Raw genomic sequence first — 19055 nt, 5'->3', positions numbered from 1 at the left:
GTTCAGACCATTATCTTGTCATCAATAATCTGATTTTGCCAGGAAATATTTTTAACCGCTTTATTTTTATCGAAATAAAAATCGATTTTTCCCAAAAGTAAACCTGCCCAACCCACCTGGTTAACGAGCACATTTTTGCTTTTTCTGTTTTGGAAAGCCTGTGGTTCCGGCAGAAAGGTGTGCGTATGCCCGCCTAAAATCAAATCAATTCCGTCGGTATTTGCCGCAAGGACTTTATCGGAGACCTTTGGATTGTCTTTATATTCGTAACCGAGATGCGAAAGGCAAATAACCAGATCGCATTTTTTTTCGTTCCGTAAAAATTCCGAGTAATGCTGCGCTATTTCAATCGGATTTAAATAAATTGTTTCGCCGTAATCTTTTTTTCCGACAAGACCTGCAAGTTCGATTCCGACGCCAAAAATTCCGACCTTAATACCGTTTTTATTAAAAATTTTATATTTCTCGGTTTCACCTTCTAAAATGGTATTCGAAAAATCATAGTTTGAACAGATAAAAGGGAATTTCGCGACAGGACGCACTTTTTTGAAACCCGCCAAACCATTGTCAAAGTCGTGATTTCCCATCGTTGAAGCATCATAGCCCATCATGGACATCAACTTAAATTCCAGTTCACCACCGAAAAAGTTGAAGTACGGCGTGCCCTGAAAAGTATCACCAGAATCCAGCAACAGCACGTTGCTTTCTTCGCTTCGGATTTTTTGAATTAATGCTGCACGGCGTGCAAAACCACCTTGGTTTGGATTTCGGGTATATGATGAATCAAACGGTTCAATTCTGCTGTGCTGATCATTGGTATGCAAAATCGTCAGCTGATATTCTGACGCTGATTTTAATATGTCGAAATTCTCCGCCATCAAAAGGTTTGGCGCTAAAGTAAGTGCTAAAGCTCCGCCACCAGCGGTTTTCAGAAACTGTTTCCTATTCATCAGTGGTATTTTTTTTATTTTTAAAGTTCAGGCGCACATCCGTAGGAACCGTAACTTCAGGATTTGCTTTAAATTTTTCCAGAAATAAATCGCGTAATTTAATTCCGGTGGAAATCATTTCACCTTTTTTAAAGTAATCCATATTATCACCGCCCAAAGCAAGATAATCGGAGGTCGCGATATAATACGTTTTCGCCGGATCTATTTTTTCGCCGTTAATCAGCTGTTTTATTATTTTATCGCCATCGGTCTCAATAACGATGTGCGAAACTGGATTGTTTTTCTGCGTTTTCAGATAATAATCGAAAAGTCCCTGCATATCAGCGCCTTTCATTTTCATAATCATGACTTCATTTTCAAAAGGCATCACCTCATAAATCTGTCGCGTAATGATATCGCCTTTCGCGATCGTGGTTCTGATGCCGCCGATGTTAATCACTGCGCCATCAATTCCACCCGGAATGCCGTTGTTTTTTGCCCACACATCAGCACCTTCAAAGGTGTAATCGGCTAAAAGATTTCCCAAATTGCTGTTGTCACCAGATTTGGTAAGATCGACAGCGGTGTGAGAAAGTTTGGTATTCATTTTACCTTCAAGTTCCATTTTATAAGGCTCGATGATTTTTTTGAAAGTCTGGTCTACCGGCATATTTTCCGCAACCGAAATATTTTTCTGGACATCAACTTTCGCAACGGCGAGCGGCGCACGGCAGGAAATCAGCGTTACGGCGACAAACCCGGCCAGTAGAAATTTACTTTTCATAATCTTAAAATAAGAGTTACAAATATAGAGATATGAATATAAAGTTCTCGCAGCTTTTGCTTAAATCTCTCCTAAAATTTTGTAATTTTGGAAGATTAATTCAAGAAAAATGAGCAAATTAAAAGGTCTTGGTGTGGCGCTGGTAACACCGTTTAATGAAGATTTATCGGTTGATTTGGATTCACTGACGAAGTTGGTGGAATTCAACATCGAAAACGGCACCAATTATCTGGTAGTTTTGGGCACCACTGCCGAAGCCGCAACCCTTTCGGAAAATGAGAAAAAAACCGTCATTGAGCACATTATAAAAGTGAATGACAAGCGCTTGCCGCTCGTTTTAGGAATTGGCGGAAATAATACGCTCGAAGTAAAAAAACAAATCGAAGAAACTGATTTATCGGCTTTCGACGCAATTCTTTCGGTCTCACCATATTACAACAGACCGAATCAGGAAGGTCTTTATCAGCATTATAAAGCACTAGCAGAAACAGGTAAACAAATCATTATTTACAACGTTCCATCCCGTACAGGGCAAAATGTGGAAGCTTCAACAACTGTGAGATTGGCGAAGGAATTCCCGAATCTTTTTATGATTAAAGAAGCTGCGCCGAGCATCAACCAATATTTTGATATTTTACGCCAAAAACCGGAGAATTTCAGTTTGGTTTCCGGCGATGATGAATATACGCTACCGGTAACTTTAGCCGGTGGCTACGGTGTAATTTCCGTGATTGGCCAAGCGTATCCGAAGGAATTTTCTACCATGGTTCAGCTGGCTTTTGATGGAAAAGTAAAAGAAGCTTACGAAATTCACAATAAACTGGTAGAAATCACCCGATTGATTTTTGCTGAAGGAAATCCGGCCGGAATTAAAACCATTTTGGCTGAAATGGGAATTTTGAAAAACTTTGTTCGATTGCCTTTGGTGATCGCAAGCTCCGGACTTCAGGAAAAAATAAAAGCGGAAATGGTTGGAATTTAATTTTTAGACAAAATCAAAAAAAAGCCTGTTATAACGGGCTTTTTTTCATTTTATAACTTTGCTAAACGCTGCAAATATTCGCTTTTTTTCGTCAAATGTGTTCCGAACCAGGAGAAAGCTTCGCCGTCCACCAAAGTGATTTTTTTCGAAGGAAATTCTGCTTGAAATTCTTCAATGTGTTTTTGCTTAAATGGATACGGCTCTGTCGAAAGAAAAATATATTCAGCCTCATGAAAATCTGAAAGCGAAATCACCGGATATCTTTTCTGCGCAGAAAAAATATTCTGGAAACCGATTTTGCTTATAACGTCATGAATAAAAGTATCCGAACCTATCGTCATATACGGATTTTTCCAAATGAGATACGCGACTTTTTTCGGTGTTTCAACTTTAATTTCAGAAAAAATGCCGTCAATGCTTTCATTAAAATTCCGTGCTAAATCGGGCTTTTTTAGCAATTTACCGAGGTCAGTAATAAACATGGAATTGTCTTCTAAATTTTGAATATCGGTGACCCAAACCTTAAATTCTTTGCTAAGTTCTTCCACCTGAAGTTTTTCGTTTTCTTCTTTATTCGCTATAATTAATTCGGGGTTTAAAGCACGGATTTTTTCAATATTCAGATTTTTGGTGCCGCCAATAACTTCAACTTCCTTCACCAAATTTTCCGGATGAATGCAGAATTTAGTGCGACCAATAATTTCGTTTGAAGTCAGTCCAAAATCAAATAGTGTTTCGGTAATACTCGGAACGAGCGAAATGATTTTCATTGAATTTTTTAAAGAAGTCTGCCGCTCAAAAGCAAACCTGCGACTGTAAAATAAATCACCAGACCAGTAACATCAACCAAAGTGGCCACAAAAGGTGCCGAAGAAGTAGCGGGATCAAGATTAAATCTCTTCAAAATAAAAGGAACCATCGAGCCTGAAAGTGTTCCCCACATTACAATCATCGACAGCGAAATACCGACGCTTAACGCAATAAATGCCCAATGCTGACCATAATCGAACCAGCCTGCATATTGCCAAAGCATTATTCTGAAAAAGCCGAAAATACCTAAAATTCCACCCAGCACCATTCCTGTGACCAATTCTTTTTTAATAACGAGCCACCAATCTTTTACCGTAATTTCCTGAAGTGCCATTGCGCGGATAATAAGCGTAGCGGCCTGGGAACCGGTATTTCCGCCACTTGAAATAATCAGTGGAACAAATAAAGTGAGTACAACAGCTTTTTGTATTTCATCTTCAAAATAACCCATCGCGGAAGCCGTTAAAAGCTGGAAGAAAAATAAAAGAATAAGCCAGAAGCCTCTTTTTCTAATCATTTCAAACCAATGTGTTTGCCGGTACGGATCATCTAGTGCTTCCATACCCCCGAATTTCTGAATATCCTCGGTATTCTGGGATTCAATTTGGTCTAAAATATCATCGATGGTCACAATTCCCACCAAAACACCGTTTTCAGTAACAATAGGCAACGCAGAACGGTCATATTTTTCAAAATAAGGTACCGCATCTTCTTTGGAAGTTGTCGTCGTAATCGCAACAAAGTGGTTATCGGTAATTTCGGAAATCAGCGTGTCTTCTTCCGCCAAAAGCAGCGAACCGATCATAATATCGTCTATCAGGCGGTTTCGTTCATCAACCACATAAAGATGGTTCATGGTTTCCACCTTTTTGCCGAGTTTTTTAATCTGCTGAAAACATCTTTTTACCGTCCATTCTTTCCGGATTTGAATGTAATACGGCGTCATCAAACGCGCGATGGAATCAGCATCGTAGCCCAAAAGTTTCAGCGCGACGCGTCTTTCCTGCGGATTCAGGTGGTTGATGGAATATTTGATGAGCTCATCCGGAAAATCTTCGAAAAGCGCGGTCCGGTCGTCGGGCGACATCGCGTTCAGAATTTCAGAAACCTCATCACTGCCAATGCCGCGAATGGTTTCTTCCTGAAAATCGGGATCGAGGTGCGAAAAAACATCGGCTTTATATTCCTTCGGAACTTTCAAAAACGCAATCAGGCGCTCATCAGCGCGAAGTTCGCTGAGCGTTTCTGCAATATCCTGCGGATTGAAAATAAGATCGTGCGTTTCCAAATGTTTCTTTAAGCTGTGCAAAAGTAACCATTTTAAAAAAAGAGACGAAATTATTGAGTTTTTATGTTTTTATTAAACCAAAAAAATTGGCAGTTTTTTAAGCATTTTTTCCGATTTTATAAATGAGGAAAATTGGCTGCTGTTTGACCGCTTTTTTTAAGTTTTAAAATGAAAAATTGCTTGCTTTTTGAAATTCTTTCTAAATCTAAAAATGAAAAATTAGCTGTTTTTTGACCATTTTTTTTTGGTTTTAGAAAAACAGAAAAATTGGTGCTTTAAGGTCGGAATTTTTATTCAGCAAAAACTTAAACAAAAATTTGAAAAATAGCTTAGGACCGAAATTTAACTTTATTTTAGAAGACTTTCAGAGCGCGATTTTGTAAATTTGTTTCCATGAGAACATTTGGTAGAAATCTGCTCACTCAAATCCAGGAAGCCACACTTCGCGGCGACGCGGCCCACGAAATTTATTCTCCGCCGTACCGTCCGCTTTATTCTTACGAAGAAATTTTAACCAGAAATCCGAAGTTTGCAGCCGTAAATATCATGCTTTATTTAAAGAATAATGAGTGGTTTTTGCCGCTCATCGTACGCAGCGAAAATGAACGCGACCGCCACAGCGGCCAAATTTCTCTGCCGGGCGGAAAAAAAGAAGATTTCGATGTGGATTATGCGGCAACCGCAAAACGCGAGACCTCGGAAGAAGTTGGAATTGATGAACATTACATCCGCATTATCCGCGAACTTTCACCGATTTACATTCCGCCGAGCAACTTTTACGTGAAAGCTTTCGTTTCCTACACCAAGAAAAATCCGGAGTTTTTCCTGCAGGAAAGTGAAGCTGTGGAGCTTATTGAATTTCCCGTTTCTTCTATTTTAAGTTTAAAAGATGCACCGGAAATGATGGTGTTACCAACGTCGCGCGGCGTGGAAGTTCCGGTCATCAATTTCAACGGTTATATTATTTGGGGCGCAACGTCGATGATATTAAGCGAGTTTAGCCAATTATTGAAAAATTTGTAAATTCGCACCCTATGGTTATTAGATAATGGCGAAGAAAAATATTTTCACAGATGCTTTTGGCAATCTGTATTTCCTGAAACGACTGATAATTTTTGTTTTAGGGATGGTATCCTACCGAAGATTTAATGGTTTTAATAAACTAAAAATTTCCGGGACCGAAAATTTAGTGGATCTTCCGGACTCTAATGTTCTTTTTGTTTCCAATCATCAAACGTATTTCGCCGATGTTGCCGCAATGTACCAGGCTTTTTGTGCAGTAAATAATGGTTATTTAAATTCTATCAAAAATCCAATTTATCTGCTGAATCCAAAAGTTGACATTTATTATGTTGCAGCTGAAGAAACCATGAACAAAGGCTTTATGACCAAAATTTTCAAGCTTGCAGGTGCTGTAACGGTAAAAAGAACCTGGCGCGCCGAAGGCCAAAACGTAAACCGAATGGTGGATTTAACCGAAGTTGAAAACATAATGAAAGCGCTGGACAACGGCTGGGTGATTACCTTTCCGCAAGGCACCACTTCGGCGTTTGCGCAAGGCAGAAAAGGAACGGCGAAATTGGTAAAAAACCAAAAACCTATTGTAATTCCGATAAAAATTAATGGTTTCCGCCGCGCTTTTGATAAAAAAGGTTTGCGCGTGAAAGTTACGGGCGTAAAACCGACGATGGTTTTTAAACCTGCTTTGGATATTGATTATGACAAAGATGATGCGCAGACTATTTTAAATAAAATCATGATTGGCATCGAACAAACCGAAGATTTCAATTTGCTGCACGAATATGATGAAGAATTGAAAACAAAAAAAGCAGAAGTTAAAATTTAAATAAAACTTATGAAAAACTTATTTTTTGTCCTTACATTTTTATTTTTAACGGCGTGTGCTTCGCCAAACAAATATCGCGATTTTGATTACAGCTATGCGCGAAGTGGCGGTTTATCGCCGATTTATGAAAATTTACTCATCAAAGGCCATAAAGTTCATTACTCTTTCGAAGGTCAAAACCAAAAGGTGAAAAAAGATTTCCGCATTACAAATCGCGAACTTTACCGCATTGAAAAAGCACTTGCAACAAATAATTTCCGCACCATTCAGGAAGATTATAATAAACTTTACGACAATATTTCAACCACGATTAACGTAAAAAAAGGTGATAATTCCGGCAGCAAAAGCGACGCGTCGAACATCATGCCGAAAGATAAAGAGCGCTGGGACAGTGTTGTGGTGGTTTTCCACGACATCATCAACGATAATCTTAAAAAATAGCACGGTTTAATTGATGTTCAGCAAATTCCATAACAAAACGCGCGTGCTTATTTTCACAAAAAATGCCGTTTTAACCCCGTTTTTTTTACATATTCTTAATTTTCACGGTAAAAATTTCGACCTTATTTCTTCGGTTGAAACTGAAGAAATCCCGAGTGAAGATTTTGTAATTTTAGCTGCTTCAGAGGCTAATTTTTTCGAAAATTATAAACCGAATATTGCATTTGCAACGTCTGAAACCAGTCAGGAAGATTTGGATTTGCTTTGCAATAGCATGACTTCCGGCGGAGTTTTAATTTTCCCCGAGGTTTTGAACGCTGAAAACGAAACTCAGAATACTTTTTTCAGAAAACTGGAATTCGCTGAAACCGAAATCAAAAATGACGGTGAAAATTTTTCATTTAAGACTTCAATGGGTTTTTTACCATTTCCGAAAAACGACAGATTTTTAGCTGAAAATTTAGCCGGTCTTCAACTGCTCGCGCAGCAATTCGGCATTATGGAAGAAGAATTTTATGAAGCGGTGATGGAATTTAATCCTTCCTAAAAAAATTTACGAGCTTCCCGAAGTCTGAAATTTTGATTAAATTTACGTAATAAAATTTACGAAAATGAGATATCATCAGTCGGGGAAAATTCCACAGAAAAGGCATACTGTTTTCAAATCGGAGGATGATAAGTTCTACTATGAGCAGCTTTTTGGCACCGAAGGTTTTCACGGTATTTCCTCGCTTCTTTACCATATTCACCGTCCTACGCAGATAAAATCCATCAGTGAACCGAAAGATGTAACGCCGAAAATTGCGGTTGCTAAAAACGTGACGCCGCGGATGTTTAAAGGTATGAATATTACGTCGGAAGATGATTTTCTGGAAAGCAGAAAAGTTTTGCTGATAAATAATGACCTGAAACTTGGTTTGGCAAAACCAAAAAAAAGCACCGATTACTTCTATAAAAATGCTGAATGCGACGAATTGCTTTTCGTGCACGAAGGCAGCGGAACACTCAGAACTTTTGTCGGTAATCTCGATTTTTCCGTTGGTGATTATCTTATTATTCCGCGCGGAACTATTTATTCAATAGATTTTAATGACGAAAAAAACGTGCTTTTGTTTATTGAAAGTCATTCGCCGATTTATACACCGAAAAGATACCGCAATGAATTCGGTCAGCTGCTCGAACATTCGCCCTTCTGTGAGCGCGACATTGTAGCGCCAACTTTCATGGAACCAATCGACGAAAAAGGTGAATTTTTAATTAAAGTAAAGAAAGAAAATCAACTCTGGGATTTCGTTTACGCCACGCATCCATTTGATGTGGTCGGTTGGGATGGCTATTTTTATCCGTACAAATTTAATATCAAAAATTTCGAACCGATTACCGGTCGGGTTCACCTTCCACCGCCAACGCACCAGAATTTCGAAGCGCATAATTTTGTGGTTTGCTCTTTCGTGGCGCGAATGTATGATTATCATCCGCAAGCGATTCCGGCGCCGTATAATCATTCAAATATCGATTCGGACGAAGTGCTTTTCTACACCGAAGGCGATTTCATGAGTAGAAACCATATCGATTTAATGGATTTTACGCTGCATCCCGGCGGTATTGTTCACGGTCCACACCCTGGCGCAATGGAACGGAGCATTGGTAAAAAATTTACCGAAGAATATGCGGTGATGGTTGATCCTTTCCGACCTTTTCAATTAACGGAGGAAGCTTTAAAAGTGGAAGATCCAACTTATAAAACTTCTTGGTTGGAAACTGAGGATAATTTTCTGCATGACCGCAGTCAGGAATAAATATCATGTTTTAATTGCCGAAAAATGACTTTCCTCATTTAAAAGCCCGAGGTAAATAATTACTTTTGGGAAGTATTCTAATGATAAAAAAAATAAAATATGGTTGAGTATATCAGCGCCGAAGAGGCAGTTTCCGTCATCAAAAGTGGCGACCGAATTTTTTCCCACGGCAGCGCCTGTACCCCGAATCTCCTCATCGATGAACTGGCTCGCCAAGCCGACCGTTTGCGCAATGTAGAATTTGTTTCAATTACACAGCAAGGCAATGTAGAAATTGCAAAACCACAATATAAAGACAGCTTTTACATCAATTCGCTTTTCGTTTCAACACCGGTTCGCGAAGCTGTAAACTCGGAACGCGGTGATTTTGTGCCGGTTTTCCTCAGCGAAATTCCGACGCTTTTTAAATGTGGAATTTTACCGTTGGATGTTGCTATGGTTACGGTTTCACCGCCGGACGCACATGGTTACTGCACACTGGGAACTTCTGTAGACGTTGCCCGAAGTGCTGTTGATAACGCAAAAACCATTATTGCACAGGTAAATCCGCGCCTTCCACGAACGCACGGTGACGGAATGATTCACCACTCGAAAATCCACAAAATGGTGTGGCATGAAGAAGAATTGCTGACCGTAGATTATGGTGCAAAAGTTGGCGAATGCGAAATGCTCATCGGAAATAATGTTGCACAGCTCATCGATGACCGCTCTACTTTGCAAATGGGAATCGGAACCATTCCGGATGCGGTGCTGAAATGTCTGCACAATCACAAAGATTTGGGAATTCATACCGAAATGATCAGCGACGGAATCGTAGATTTGGTGGCAAACGACGTTATTACGAACAAATACAAAGGCACGCATTCTAACAGAACCATTACCAGTTTTGCTTTCGGAACCCGAAAATTATACGATTATATTGATGACAATCCGTCCTTTGCATTTATGGATGTGGAACACGTGAATTATCCGATCAACATCATGAAAAACAAGAAAATGGTTGCGATAAATTCCGCTATTGAAATTGATTTAACTGGCCAGGTGTGCGCAGATTCCATTGGAACTTACCAATTCAGCGGAATTGGCGGACAAATGGATTTCATGCGTGGTGCGGCACTTTCTGACGGTGGAAAACCGATTATCGCCATTTCTTCCCGAACCAAAAAAGGTGTACCGAGAATTGTACCTTTCCTGAAACCCGGCGCCGGCGTAGTCACGACCAGAGGTCATATTCATTATGTGGCTACAGAATTTGGTGTCGCATATTTATACGGAAAAAGTTTAAGACAGCGCGCGAAAGCTTTAATTGAAATTTCGCATCCCGACGATCGCGAAATGCTGGAAAGAGCGACTTTCGAAAGATTTAAATGCCTCTAAAAAGGCAAATTTTCCCGAAATTATTTTCGGGATTTTTTTTGGATTCAAAAAATTTACTGCTATTTCGGGTAATTTTTTCTTTTTAAATTTTCTCCGCTTTATTTGACCATTTTTTTGAATTTCCCATACTCCTGAAAATTTTTGTAATTTGGCATATCAAAAAAACAGAACAATGTCAACACTTACTTTCGCAGAAAAAATAGCTCAAGCTGAAAACTTTTTGCCCATCAATGGTACCGATTATATTGAATTTTACGTAGGAAATGCCAAACAGGCAGCACATTTCTATAAAACCGCTTTTGGTTTTCAATCCGTTGCTTATGCAGGTCCGGAAACCGGCGTTCGCGACCGCGCTTCGTACGTCGTGCAACAGGGAAAAATCCGGTTGGTTTTAACTTCAGGATTAAGTTCTGATTCGCCAATTTGCGAACATCAAAAAAAGCACGGTGATGGGGTTAAAATTTTAGCACTTTGGGTGGATGATGCTTATTCAGCTTACGAAGAAACCATCAAACGAGGCGCAAAACCTTATCTGGAACCTCAAACTTTAACCGATGAACACGGCGAAGTAAGAATGTCGGGAATCTATACCTACGGCGAAACCGTGCACATGTTCATTGAAAGAAAAAATTATTCCGGCGAGTTTATGCCTGGCTACCAGAAATGGGAAAGCGTTTATAATCCGACCGAAGTTGGACTTTTGTATGTAGACCACTGTGTGGGAAATGTTGGTTGGGACCGGATGATTCCTACTGTAGAGTGGTACGAAAAAGTGATGGGATTTGTAAATATTTTAAGTTTTGATGACAAGCAGATCAACACTGAATATTCGGCTTTAATGAGTAAAGTGATGAGCAACGGAAATGGTTTTGCAAAATTCCCGATTAATGAACCAGCTGAAGGTAAAAGAAAATCTCAGGTTGAAGAATACTTGGATTTCTACGAAGGTGAAGGCGTGCAGCATATCGCGGTAGCGACAAAAGACATTGTAAAAACCGTAACGGAGCTTAAAGCGCGCGGAATTGAATTCTTGCCGGCTCCGCCGAATTCTTATTACGAAATGGTTCCGGAACGTGTTGGAACAATCGACGAAGATTTAAAAACCCTTTCTGATTTGGGAATTCTCATCGACTGCGATGAAGAAGGTTATCTGTTGCAGATTTTCACAAAACCTGTGGAAGACCGCCCAACGCTTTTCTTCGAAATCATTGAAAGACACGGTGCACAAAGTTTCGGTGCGGGGAATTTTAAAGCGTTGTTTGAAGCTTTGGAAAAAGAACAGGAAAGACGCGGAAATTTATAACTAATAAAAATGAAAAAATCTCTCGTTTTTGCCCTGTTTTTTTTCACAGCGCTGGGACTTCGTGCGCAGTACGGTTCGGTGAACGCGATTTTGGACCGCCTGGAAGAGCGCCGCGGCGTCAACCAAAATTTAAACAACGTCAACATCGATGATAAAAAATTCGTTTTAATTAAAGATTTCGAAGATCATACAGAACGGTCTTTTATTGTCATCAAAGGAAATTTAGCAACTTATATCGAAATTTTCGATGATAAAAGCACGGGCGAAAGCACTTCAAATGTTTTCAGCGGCGATGTCGTACGCTCCAAACACAATATCGTTTCGGTGCGCGCAAATTTGCTCGAGGGTAAAAAAATCCCGGTTCCGGTGACAAAAACCTTCCTGATGACCCAGCAGAAAAAAATACTTTACCTGCTGGATATCAACACGAGAGAACGCTGGATTGACGAAACGTCTATCAACAAAAAATAAATTCAATAATTATTCATAAAAGGTTCAAACGTCGATTAAATCTGGCTTTTGAACCTTTATTTTAAATACCATTCTATGAAATCTTTTATCTCTTATCCCGAAAATTCGGATTTTTCAATTCATAATATTCCGTTTGGTGTCGGTATTTTCAATGAAGAATACATTGCGTGCTGTTCGCGGATTGGCGATATGGTTTTAGATCTGGCGACGATGTACGATTACGGATTTTTCGGTGATATCGACGGGTTAAATGAAAATGTTTTTGAAGCTTACACGCTCAACGAATTTATCGAGCTTGGAAAACCTGTGACGAATGCTGTTCGTCTGAAACTTCAGGAACTTTTGCTTGAAAATTCTCCGCTTTCGGAAGACCAAAAAACTGTGGAGGAATGTTTCTACAGCTTCGATAAGGTGCAAATGATGATGCCGCTTCACGTGCCGAATTATACCGATTTTTACAGCAGCATCGAACATGCAAGCAACGTTGGCAAAATGTTCCGCGGTGAAGAAAATGCGCTTTTACCAAACTGGAAACATTTGCCGGTCGGATATCACGGACGCGCTTCTTCGATTGTAGTTTCGGGAACGGATTTCTACAGACCTAAAGGTCAGATGAAACCTGCGGGAACAGATACACCGGTTTTCGGGCCGTGTAAACAGTTGGATTTCGAGCTGGAAATCGGCTTTGTGGTGAATAAAAACACCGAAATGGGCGACAGCATTTCTACCGCTGACGCGAACGACGCGATTTTCGGAATGGTTATATTTAATGACTGGTCGGCGCGCGATATCCAGAGTTGGGAATATGTGCCTTTAGGACCATTTTTGGGCAAAAATTTCTGTTCTTCAATTTCACCATGGGTAGTTACTCTAGAAGCTTTGGAACCGTTTAGAGTTGAGTCACCACAACAGGAACCCGAAGTGTTGGATTACTTGAAGTTTGAAGGCAAACAAAATCTGGACATTAAGCTCGAAGTTTTTTTGAAACCGGAAAACGGTAGCGAAAATTTAATTTCAAGCAGCAATTATAAATTTATGTACTGGAATATGGCGCAGCAACTTGCACACCATACGGTAAACGGTTGTAATGTAGAAGTTGGTGATCTCTATGCTTCGGGAACAATTTCGGGCACTGAAAAAGATTCTTTCGGTTCCATGCTGGAACTCACTTGGAGAGGTACAGAACCGATTATTCTGTCCGACGGTTCACAGCGAAGTTTCATCGAAGATTTTGATACGATCATCATGCGCGGTCACGCGGAAAAAGATGGTGTTCGTGTTGGTTTCGGTGAAGTTAGGGGGAAGGTTTTACCTGCGAAATAAGATTTAAACCACAATGTAACCATCATTTTTTAACACATTAGTTTTTACTTGGACTGTGCTTAATTAGTTGCATTAGAGCACATGAGTTTGAAAATTAAAATTTTCATTTAATGGAGCTAACACAGAAGTATATTAATGAATTAACCTACAAAATTACTGGTGCCTGCATTGAAGTGCATAAATTTTTAGGTCCTGGACTTTTTGAGAATGTTTATCACCAGTGTTTGACGAAAGAATTTCAGCTGTGTGGTTTAAAATATAAATCTGAACTTGAAATCCCCATTAGTTATAAAGGTGAAATTATTGATTGCAAGGTGAAATGTGATTTTTTAATTGAAGACCTCATTGTTTTGGAGCTTAAATCTGTCGCTGAAATTCATAATATTCATCGTGCGCAAACCATGAATTACATGAATATATTAAAAGTACCAAAAGCAATTTTAGTTAATTTCAACGTGATGAATTTATACCATGAAGGTCAGGAAACCTTTGTCAGTCGTTATTTTAAGCAGTTAAATAAAATTTAGCGTTCCAATGAAGAAATCTTCGATTTCTAATACTTTTGTGGACTGACTAACTCTTGTAATGTAAACTTATGTGACTAATGTGTTAAAAGTCGGCCTGCAACCGCTCAAAAAAACTTCCTCAAATTAATATGAAAACAATTTCCCCCGACGAACTCAACAATTTTCAGCTCCAGACGCTTTTGCAAACAGCTATTGCGCCGCGACCCATCGCTTTAGCTTCCACCATCGATAAAGCCGGAAACGTTAATTTAAGTCCGTTCAGCTTTTTTAATATGTTCAGCTCCAATCCACCGATTGTAATTTTTTCGCCAGCGCGACGTGTTCGTGATAATACGACGAAACACACCCTGGAAAACGTCTTGGAAGTTCCGGAAGTGGTCATCGGCATTGTGAATTATAAAATCGTACAACAAGTTTCGCTGGCATCTACCGAATATGAGAAAGAGTTGAATGAGTTTGTAAAAGCAGGTCTTACGATGAAAAAAGCGGATTTGGTGAAACCAAACCTCATCGAAGAGTGTCCCGTAAATCTGGAATGTAAAGTTTTGGAAATAAAACATTTGGGTACCGAAGGTGGTGCTGGAAATTTGGTCATCTGCGAAATTGTAAAAATTCACGTACGTGAGGAATATTTAAATAACGAAGGAAATCTGGACCAAAAAAAACTGGATCTGGTGGCACGTTTAGGAGGAAACTGGTATTCCCGAAACATTGAAAACAATCTCTTCGAAGTTCCGAAACCTTTGGTTACAAAAGGAATTGGCTTCGATTTATTGCCCGATGAAATTAAATATTCAAAAGTATTTACCGGAAATGATCTGGGAATGCTGGCGAATACGGAAATTTTACCGGAAGGGAAATTTACTTCAGATGAAGCTGTGCACGCTGAAGTTCAGGCGTTGCTTCATCAACACAAAATAGAAGAGGCCTGGGAAAAATTACGCCTTTAAGCATGGAAAATTTAGAAATAAAAAAAGCCGCAAATATTCGCGGCTTTTTTGGTATTTTTTTTTAATCTTTTATACTCAAATCATCATTCAAATCGGGATTAAGTTTCAGCGCTTTCTGTCTTTGTTTATTCCTGAATTTAATGTTTAAAACTTCTACCAGTAAACTAAAAGCAAGACACGAATAAATAATGTTTTTGCTCACATGCTGATGAATTCCTTCTGCCACCAACATTACGCCAATCACCACCAGGAACGACAAAGCAAGCATCTGCAAACTCGGATATTTATTGATAATCGTAGAAATCGGGCCGGCAAATGCCATCATAATTCCAATAGAAATTACCACTGCGATAATCATCAGCATGACGTTATCTACCAAACCAATGGCTGTTAAAATGGAGTCCAGCGAGAAAACCATATCGATCAAAATAATCTGAATAATGACCATCGCCATGAGCGAAGACGCGGCGGATTTTGGTTTGTGATGATCGTCTTCAATCTGCATTTTGCCGTGGATTTCAAAAGTACTTTTCGCAATCAGGAAAATACCACCGACCAAAAGAATAATGTCTTTCCAACTCAGCTGCAGCGGCAAATCGGTGCCGGGTTCATTAAAGAAATCAAGTGTAAGAACCGGTTCTTTCAAACCGATAATCCAGTTGATCATGAGCAAAAGCGCCACGCGGAAAAGCATCGCGAAAGCTAAACCAAGATTTCGCGCAAATTTTTGCCGTTCTTTTGGCAGTTTATCCGAAATTATCGAAATAAAAATAATGTTATCAACGCCCAGAATAATTTCCAGGAAAGTAAGTGTCAATAAACTGATCCAGATTTGCGGCTGCGCAAAATCGGGAAATTCCAAAACCGAGAGTAGCATCATAGGAAACGTGTTAAGCTTACAAAATTATAAAATTCTGTTGGTTGCGAAATATTAAATTTCGTTCACATCGGTTTAAATTACAGATGTTTTTTTAAAAAATTCACGGCTACATCAGTGGCTTTTTCTAAATCTTCCGGCAGCGTTTTTTCGGTCCAGGGTTCCTTCGCACCGAAAGTATGGTTTGCACCATCAATCATTTCAATCTCCGAAGTTTTACACCATTCGTGAAGCAAAGTCGCTTCTTTGTCTTTCACCGCATCGTCGTTTGTTCCCTGGATAATTAAAAACGGCTTTTCTAAATGCTGCGCAGCGTACTGAATATTAAAGCGTTCTTCATTTGCTTTATAATCCTCAAAAAACTGGTAATAATGAGGCATTTGTTGGTGTGTGCGTGCATTTTCGGAGTACATGACTCCTTCTTTTTCCCAGTTTTCCAATCTTTCGCCCGTCGGAAAACGGTAACCAAAATGGCTGACGCCAGCAAGTGCAATAAGCACTTTTACACGTTCTTCTTCAAAAGCCTCAATAACCGAAATTCCGCCGCCGCGGCTGTGCCCGATGATTGCGATTTTTTCTTTATCTATTTTCGGATTTTCGTAAAAATGGCTTAAAACCGCGTTATAATCTGAAAGTTCTTTGGTGAAATTATTTTGACCAAAACTTTCCAAGTCACCGAAATTCAGTGGATCTTCTAAAGTTGTTCCGTTATGCGAAAAATTAAATTTCACAAAAAAATGTCCGTTTAAGGCGAAATTTTTCGCCATCAAATCCCAGGCGCCCCAATCTTTATAACCTTTATAACCGTGAACAAAAAGCACCAGCGGAAGTTTTTCCTGCGTTTCGGGATAATAAGCATCAGCTAAAAAATCTTTTGTTTCCGGATTTTGAATGATAATATTTCTGTCGATTTTAATTTCCATCATCGGTTTTTGGTTTAAATTTTAAAAAAAAAGCTGCTTTTGACGGCAAATTTTTAGATTTAAAATATTCAATTAAAATTAGGCAATTTCCATTAAATCGGTTTTGTTAGAATTTTGAAAAAAAACACCCAAACAGGCGGTAAAAAAACCTCCCAATAAATTGAGAGGTTTGATGTTATTTAAAATTCAGATTACCAAATTTTAATTCTTTCTTCCGGTGCTTTGTACAATTTGTCGCCCGGTTTCACATCGAAAGCTTTGTAGAAGGAATCCTGGTTCACCAACGGCGCAAAGGCGCGGAAATAGCCCGGCGAGTGCGGATCGGTTTTCACCTGATTCACCATATATTGCTCTGTAGATTTGGTTCTCCAAACGGTTGCCCAGCTCATGAAAAATCTTTGATCCTGAGTTAATCCGCTGATCAATCCAGGATTTCCGTGATCTTTCAGATACATTTGCAGTGCAGTGTATGCCACAGCTACTCCACCCAAATCACCGATATTTTCACCGCTGGTATATTTACCGTTGATGAAACTGCCTTTTACAGGTTCATATTTATCGTATTGCGCAGCAAGTTGCCCAACTTTCGCATCGAAGTTTTTACGGTCAGCTTCTGTCCACCAGTTATTTAAGTTTCCGTCTCCATCGAATCTGGAACCGGAATCATCAAAACCGTGAGAAATTTCGTGTCCGATAACGGCACCAATTCCCCCAAAATTAACGGCTGGATCAGCTTTAAAGTTAAAAAATGGCGGCTGTAAAATTGCGGCCGGAAAAACGATTTCGTTGTTAGAACCGCTGTAGTAAGCATTTACAGTTTGTGGTGACATTCCCCATTCGGTTTTATCTACCGGTTTTCCAATTTTATCTAAATTTTTTGCATACTGCCATTCAGTGATATTCTGTAAATTATTGTAGTAGGTGCCGCCATTCGCAGGGCTCGTAAGCGATAATTTCGAATAATCTTTCCAGGTGTCGGGATAAGCGATTTTTACAGCGAATTTTGAAAGTTTTTCCTGAGCTTTCAGCTTAGTTTCTGGCGACATCCAGTCGTTTTCCGCGATATGCTGCGCAAAAGACTTTTTCAGATAATCAATGTAGGTTTCCATCTGCGCTTTGGCTTCTGCCGGGAAATATTTTTCAACATACAATTTCCCGAAAGCTTCACCTAAAATACCATTGATAACGCCTAAACCTCTTTTGTTCATCGGTCTTTGCTCCTGCTGACCCTGAAGATATTTAGAATAGAAATTAAAGTTCAAGTCATCTAATTCTTTGTTCAAATTTCCGGCATTGGAAGAAACCAAACGCGCTTTCATATAATCTTTGATTAATGGAAGATTTTTAGCATTCATCCACGAATCCATATTTTGATAATATTTCAGCTCGCTGACGATTACTTTGTCGGTATTTACGCCCGCATCGGTAAGATATTTCGGCAAATTAACCGCTTTAACCAGTTTGGAAAGTTCCGGAATGGTCTTCGGGTTGTAGCGAAGATTCGCATCACGGTTTTGCTCGTTGGTTAAAAGATCCTGCGCGAGTTTTTTCTCAAAATTCACGACTTTCTGCGCAGATTGGCTGGCATCTTTATAACCAATGGTCTGGAAAATCTGGGTTAAATAATTTTGATATTCCGCTAAAGTTTTGGTGTTGGCGTCGTTTTGTTTTTGGTAATAATCGCGGCCCAAACCTAATGAGGCGCCACCTAAATAAACCGCGTTCATCACGGAATTTTTCATGTCTGCGCTTACTCGCCACGCATAGAACGGATTGTCACCGGTTCTTGTAGCTTGTGTAAGGTAATTCTGCAAATCGCCGACAGTTTTAATATTTTCGATTTTCTGCAAATCACTTTTTATAGGATTAATGCCGTCTGCATTTCTTTTATCCCAATCCATAAAAGTTCCGTACAGGTTCTGGATTTTTTGTCCTTCGGAACCAGCCGGAAAATTATCGGTGAGGATTTTGTTCAGAATTTCGAGCGAGGCGTTATCTACGTCTTCACGAAGTGCGTTGAAACTTCCCCAGCTGGATTTATCGGAAGGAATGGTCGCAGTTTTCATCCAGTTTCCGTTCACGTAGCTGAAGAAATCGTCCTGTGGTCGTACGGTGGAATCCATGTAAGAAAGGTTAAGCCCTTCTTCTTTGATCGGTGTGATTTCTACCGCAGCGGGAGCAGTTTCCACCTCGGCGGTTTTGGTTGTAGTACACGAATTAAGGAAAACAAGTCCCGAAAATGCGAGTACCGTTATTGAAATTTTTTTCATAGGATCTTTGATTGATAAAATTTAGGTATTCTCAAAGATAATAAATATTTTAAATGTAATGAATAACTTTTCGTGCGAATTGTTGCGTAAGGGATTGCAGCGGCATCCTTTTTTTCGCAGCGGGTCTTGCGCGCTGGCAAAAAAAAGATATAGCG

General features: G+C 39.5%; 19 protein-coding genes. 12 read left to right on the top strand and 7 right to left on the bottom strand.

Features of this window, described 5'->3' with window-relative positions:
• Window positions 1-2 precede the first annotated feature (2 nt).
• Together OA84_RS05545 and OA84_RS05540 are read right to left on the bottom strand one after the other, a co-directional pair.
• The gene (locus OA84_RS05545) at window positions 3-950 is read right to left on the bottom strand and encodes a bifunctional metallophosphatase/5'-nucleotidase (RefSeq protein ID WP_039343605.1); all 948 of its coding nucleotides are present in this window, start codon (window positions 948-950) and stop codon (window positions 3-5) included.
• The gene (locus tag OA84_RS05540) at window positions 943-1713 is read right to left on the bottom strand and encodes a 5'-nucleotidase C-terminal domain-containing protein (RefSeq protein WP_039343604.1); all 771 of its coding nucleotides are present in this window, start codon (window positions 1711-1713) and stop codon (window positions 943-945) included. The genes OA84_RS05545 and OA84_RS05540 overlap by 8 nt, the downstream gene beginning before the upstream one ends.
• Before the next feature lie 109 nt (window positions 1714-1822).
• Here OA84_RS05540 and dapA point away from each other — a divergent pair, with 109 nt between their 5' ends.
• Window positions 1823-2695 carry a 4-hydroxy-tetrahydrodipicolinate synthase gene (dapA, locus tag OA84_RS05535; protein WP_039343602.1) on the top strand — a complete coding sequence of 291 codons (873 nt, stop codon included), beginning with the start codon at window positions 1823-1825 and terminating at the stop codon, window positions 2693-2695.
• 50 nt (window positions 2696-2745) lie between these two features.
• Here the strand turns inward: dapA and OA84_RS05530 are convergent, their stop codons facing one another.
• Entirely contained in the window at window positions 2746-3465 is a 720-nt protein-coding gene (locus OA84_RS05530) for an ABC transporter substrate-binding protein (RefSeq protein ID WP_039343599.1), read from the bottom strand.
• A gap of 8 nt (window positions 3466-3473) precedes the next feature.
• Window positions 3474-4793, bottom strand: a complete 1320-nt coding sequence (gene mgtE / locus OA84_RS05525) for a magnesium transporter (RefSeq protein WP_039343597.1) — start codon at window positions 4791-4793, stop codon at window positions 3474-3476.
• 393 nt (window positions 4794-5186) lie between these two features.
• On the opposite strand from mgtE, the gene OA84_RS05520 reads away from it, so the two are divergent.
• The 11 genes from OA84_RS05520 (at window position 5187) to OA84_RS05470 (ending at window position 14830) form a co-directional block, all read left to right on the top strand.
• The gene (locus tag OA84_RS05520; protein ID WP_039343592.1) at window positions 5187-5816 is read left to right on the top strand and encodes an NUDIX hydrolase; all 630 of its coding nucleotides are present in this window, start codon (window positions 5187-5189) and stop codon (window positions 5814-5816) included.
• 25 nt (window positions 5817-5841) lie between these two features.
• Window positions 5842-6639: a lysophospholipid acyltransferase family protein gene (locus OA84_RS05515; RefSeq protein WP_039343591.1), complete on the top strand. Its 798-nt coding sequence runs from the start codon at window positions 5842-5844 to the stop codon at window positions 6637-6639.
• A gap of 9 nt (window positions 6640-6648) precedes the next feature.
• Complete coding sequence (locus OA84_RS05510) at window positions 6649-7080, top strand: hypothetical protein (RefSeq protein WP_039343584.1); 432 nt, start codon at window positions 6649-6651, stop codon at window positions 7078-7080.
• 13 nt (window positions 7081-7093) lie between these two features.
• On the top strand, window positions 7094-7627 hold the full coding sequence (locus OA84_RS05505) for a hypothetical protein (protein WP_039343582.1): 534 nt from the start codon (window positions 7094-7096) through the stop codon (window positions 7625-7627).
• Window positions 7628-7691: 64 nt separating this feature from the next.
• The gene (locus tag OA84_RS05500) at window positions 7692-8879 is read left to right on the top strand and encodes a homogentisate 1,2-dioxygenase (RefSeq protein WP_039343581.1); all 1188 of its coding nucleotides are present in this window, start codon (window positions 7692-7694) and stop codon (window positions 8877-8879) included.
• 99 nt (window positions 8880-8978) lie between these two features.
• Entirely contained in the window at window positions 8979-10256 is a 1278-nt protein-coding gene (locus OA84_RS05495) for an acetyl-CoA hydrolase/transferase family protein (protein WP_039343579.1), read from the top strand.
• Between the two features lie 172 nt (window positions 10257-10428).
• Complete coding sequence (gene hppD / locus OA84_RS05490; RefSeq protein ID WP_039343577.1) at window positions 10429-11559, top strand: 4-hydroxyphenylpyruvate dioxygenase; 1131 nt, start codon at window positions 10429-10431, stop codon at window positions 11557-11559.
• A 9-nt stretch (window positions 11560-11568) separates the two neighbouring features.
• Window positions 11569-12030, top strand: coding sequence for a hypothetical protein (locus OA84_RS05485; protein ID WP_039343572.1), 462 nt, complete (start codon window positions 11569-11571; stop codon window positions 12028-12030).
• 75 nt (window positions 12031-12105) lie between these two features.
• Window positions 12106-13353 carry a fumarylacetoacetase gene (fahA, locus tag OA84_RS05480; RefSeq protein WP_039343568.1) on the top strand — a complete coding sequence of 416 codons (1248 nt, stop codon included), beginning with the start codon at window positions 12106-12108 and terminating at the stop codon, window positions 13351-13353.
• A gap of 110 nt (window positions 13354-13463) precedes the next feature.
• Window positions 13464-13880, top strand: a complete 417-nt coding sequence (locus OA84_RS05475) for a GxxExxY protein (protein ID WP_039343566.1) — start codon at window positions 13464-13466, stop codon at window positions 13878-13880.
• A 128-nt stretch (window positions 13881-14008) separates the two neighbouring features.
• Window positions 14009-14830 (top strand): flavin reductase family protein, encoded by an 822-nt coding sequence (locus OA84_RS05470; RefSeq protein ID WP_039343563.1) that lies wholly within the window; start codon window positions 14009-14011, stop codon window positions 14828-14830.
• Between the two features lie 61 nt (window positions 14831-14891).
• Here the strand turns inward: OA84_RS05470 and OA84_RS05465 are convergent, their stop codons facing one another.
• The 3 genes from OA84_RS05465 to OA84_RS05455 form a co-directional block, all read right to left on the bottom strand.
• Window positions 14892-15710 carry a TerC family protein gene (locus OA84_RS05465; RefSeq protein WP_039343559.1) on the bottom strand — a complete coding sequence of 273 codons (819 nt, stop codon included), beginning with the start codon at window positions 15708-15710 and terminating at the stop codon, window positions 14892-14894.
• 77 nt (window positions 15711-15787) lie between these two features.
• On the bottom strand, window positions 15788-16633 hold the full coding sequence (locus OA84_RS05460) for an alpha/beta hydrolase family protein (protein ID WP_039343556.1): 846 nt from the start codon (window positions 16631-16633) through the stop codon (window positions 15788-15790).
• 188 nt (window positions 16634-16821) lie between these two features.
• Window positions 16822-18900: a M13 family metallopeptidase gene (locus tag OA84_RS05455; protein ID WP_039343554.1), complete on the bottom strand. Its 2079-nt coding sequence runs from the start codon at window positions 18898-18900 to the stop codon at window positions 16822-16824.
• Window positions 18901-19055 lie beyond the last annotated feature (155 nt).

This window comes from Kaistella solincola, assembly GCF_000812875.1.
GTDB lineage: Bacteria > Bacteroidota > Bacteroidia > Flavobacteriales > Weeksellaceae > Kaistella > Kaistella solincola.
The sequence above is the reverse complement of the archived record's forward strand: the minus strand, read 5'-3'. Positions and strand labels throughout refer to the sequence as shown.

What these genes read in the sequence shown, in the direction of transcription:
- OA84_RS05545 (WP_039343605.1), bottom strand. Translation starts at nt 950, where the DNA reads ATGAATAGGAAACAGTTTCTGAAAACCGCTGGTGGCGGAGCTTTAGCA.
- OA84_RS05540 (WP_039343604.1), bottom strand. Translation starts at nt 1,713, where the DNA reads ATGAAAAGTAAATTTCTACTGGCCGGGTTTGTCGCCGTAACGCTGATT.
- dapA (WP_039343602.1), top strand. Translation starts at nt 1,823, where the DNA reads ATGAGCAAATTAAAAGGTCTTGGTGTGGCGCTGGTAACACCGTTTAAT.
- OA84_RS05530 (WP_039343599.1), bottom strand. Translation starts at nt 3,465, where the DNA reads ATGAAAATCATTTCGCTCGTTCCGAGTATTACCGAAACACTATTTGAT.
- OA84_RS05520 (WP_039343592.1), top strand. Translation starts at nt 5,187, where the DNA reads ATGAGAACATTTGGTAGAAATCTGCTCACTCAAATCCAGGAAGCCACA.
- OA84_RS05515 (WP_039343591.1), top strand. Translation starts at nt 5,842, where the DNA reads ATGGCGAAGAAAAATATTTTCACAGATGCTTTTGGCAATCTGTATTTC.
- OA84_RS05510 (WP_039343584.1), top strand. Translation starts at nt 6,649, where the DNA reads ATGAAAAACTTATTTTTTGTCCTTACATTTTTATTTTTAACGGCGTGT.
- OA84_RS05505 (WP_039343582.1), top strand. Translation starts at nt 7,094, where the DNA reads ATGTTCAGCAAATTCCATAACAAAACGCGCGTGCTTATTTTCACAAAA.
- OA84_RS05500 (WP_039343581.1), top strand. Translation starts at nt 7,692, where the DNA reads ATGAGATATCATCAGTCGGGGAAAATTCCACAGAAAAGGCATACTGTT.
- OA84_RS05495 (WP_039343579.1), top strand. Translation starts at nt 8,979, where the DNA reads ATGGTTGAGTATATCAGCGCCGAAGAGGCAGTTTCCGTCATCAAAAGT.
- hppD (WP_039343577.1), top strand. Translation starts at nt 10,429, where the DNA reads ATGTCAACACTTACTTTCGCAGAAAAAATAGCTCAAGCTGAAAACTTT.
- OA84_RS05485 (WP_039343572.1), top strand. Translation starts at nt 11,569, where the DNA reads ATGAAAAAATCTCTCGTTTTTGCCCTGTTTTTTTTCACAGCGCTGGGA.
- fahA (WP_039343568.1), top strand. Translation starts at nt 12,106, where the DNA reads ATGAAATCTTTTATCTCTTATCCCGAAAATTCGGATTTTTCAATTCAT.
- OA84_RS05475 (WP_039343566.1), top strand. Translation starts at nt 13,464, where the DNA reads ATGGAGCTAACACAGAAGTATATTAATGAATTAACCTACAAAATTACT.
- OA84_RS05470 (WP_039343563.1), top strand. Translation starts at nt 14,009, where the DNA reads ATGAAAACAATTTCCCCCGACGAACTCAACAATTTTCAGCTCCAGACG.
- OA84_RS05465 (WP_039343559.1), bottom strand. Translation starts at nt 15,710, where the DNA reads ATGATGCTACTCTCGGTTTTGGAATTTCCCGATTTTGCGCAGCCGCAA.
- OA84_RS05460 (WP_039343556.1), bottom strand. Translation starts at nt 16,633, where the DNA reads ATGATGGAAATTAAAATCGACAGAAATATTATCATTCAAAATCCGGAA.
- OA84_RS05455 (WP_039343554.1), bottom strand. Translation starts at nt 18,900, where the DNA reads ATGAAAAAAATTTCAATAACGGTACTCGCATTTTCGGGACTTGTTTTC.